Consider the following 1,627-nt stretch of genomic DNA (forward strand, 5'->3'; position numbering starts at 1 on the left):
CGGCCGAGTAAGGCAATGGCGCGCCACGGCTGTCCGCGGCGCGCCTCGAGCATGATCCCGAAAAGTGGCTACCGGTTTTCGGACAGGATCATGCTCAACCAGGAAGAATTCGACGGCCAGTGGCCGACAAAGACGGCGGGCGTTTGGCTCGCGACTAGATGCAAGGGATCTTCGAGGATCCCGAAAAGGAGAACGGCATGAACCAAGAGGTCATGAATCTCTTCAATCCGCAGGCGCCTGCGCAGGTGTTCGATTCCATCCGGATATCGCTTGCCAGCCCTGAGAAGATTCTGTCCTGGTCTTTCGGCGAGATCAAGAAGCCGGAGACCATCAACTACCGCACCTTCAAGCCGGAGCGTGACGGTCTGTTCTGCGCGCGCATTTTTGGCCCGATCAAGGACTATGAGTGCCTGTGCGGCAAGTACAAGCGCATGAAGTACAAGGGCGTCATCTGCGAGAAGTGCGGCGTCGAAGTCACGCTGTCGCGCGTTCGCCGCGAGCGCATGGGCCATATCGAGCTGGCGGCACCGGTCGCCCATATCTGGTTCCTGAAGTCGCTGCCGTCGCGCATCGGCACGCTGCTCGACATGACCCTGAAGGACATCGAGCGCGTCCTCTACTTCGAGAACTACATCGTCACCGAACCTGGCCTCACCGCGCTGAAGGAGCACCAGCTGCTCAGCGAGGAAGAGTACATGATCGCCGTCGACGAGTATGGCGAGGATTCGTTCACCGCCATGATCGGCGCCGAGGCCATTCATGACCTCCTGGCCGGCATGGACCTGGAGAAGATCGCCGGCGACCTGCGTTCGGAACTGGCGTCGACCACCTCCGAGCTGAAGCAGAAGAAGTATCTGAAGCGGCTCAAGGTCGTCGAGAACTTCATGGAATCCGGCAATCGTCCGGAATGGATGATCATGAAGGTGGTTCCGGTGATCCCGCCGGACCTGCGTCCGCTCGTCCCGCTGGACGGCGGCCGCTTCGCCACGTCGGATCTGAACGATCTCTATCGCCGCGTCATCAACCGCAACAACCGCCTGAAGCGGCTGATCGAGCTGCGCGCCCCCGGCATCATCGTGCGCAATGAAAAGCGCATGCTGCAGGAAGCCGTCGATGCGCTGTTCGACAACGGCCGCCGCGGCCGCGTCATCACCGGCGCCAACAAGCGCCCGCTGAAGTCGCTGTCCGACATGCTCAAGGGCAAGCAGGGCCGGTTCCGTCAGAACCTGCTCGGCAAGCGCGTCGACTATTCCGGCCGCTCGGTCATCGTGACCGGTCCGGAGCTCAAGCTGCACCAGTGCGGCCTGCCCAAGAAGATGGCGCTCGAACTGTTCAAGCCCTTCATCTACGCCCGTCTCGACGCCAAGGGTTACTCCTCGACCGTCAAGCAGGCGAAGAAGCTGGTCGAAAAGGAGCGTCCGGAAGTCTGGGATATCCTCGACGAGGTCATCCGCGAGCATCCGGTGCTGCTGAACCGTGCGCCGACGCTGCACCGTCTCGGCATCCAGGCGTTCGAGCCGATCCTGATCGAAGGCAAGGCGATCCAGCTGCACCCGCTGGTCTGCACGGCCTTCAACGCCGACTTCGACGGCGACCAGATGGCCGTTCACGTGCCGTTGTCGCTGGA

At 61.8% G+C, this 1,627-nt stretch carries 1 pseudogene; it reads left to right on the forward strand.

The features are described 5' to 3' along the window. Positions 1 to 197: 197 nt before the first annotated feature. Positions 198 to 1,627: pseudogene (locus EN879_RS35090) on the forward strand (DNA-directed RNA polymerase subunit beta'); the annotation flags it as partial.

Source organism: Mesorhizobium sp. M7A.F.Ca.AU.002.02.1.1 (genome assembly GCF_003998535.1).
In the GTDB taxonomy this organism is placed as follows: domain Bacteria; phylum Pseudomonadota; class Alphaproteobacteria; order Rhizobiales; family Rhizobiaceae; genus Mesorhizobium; species Mesorhizobium ciceri.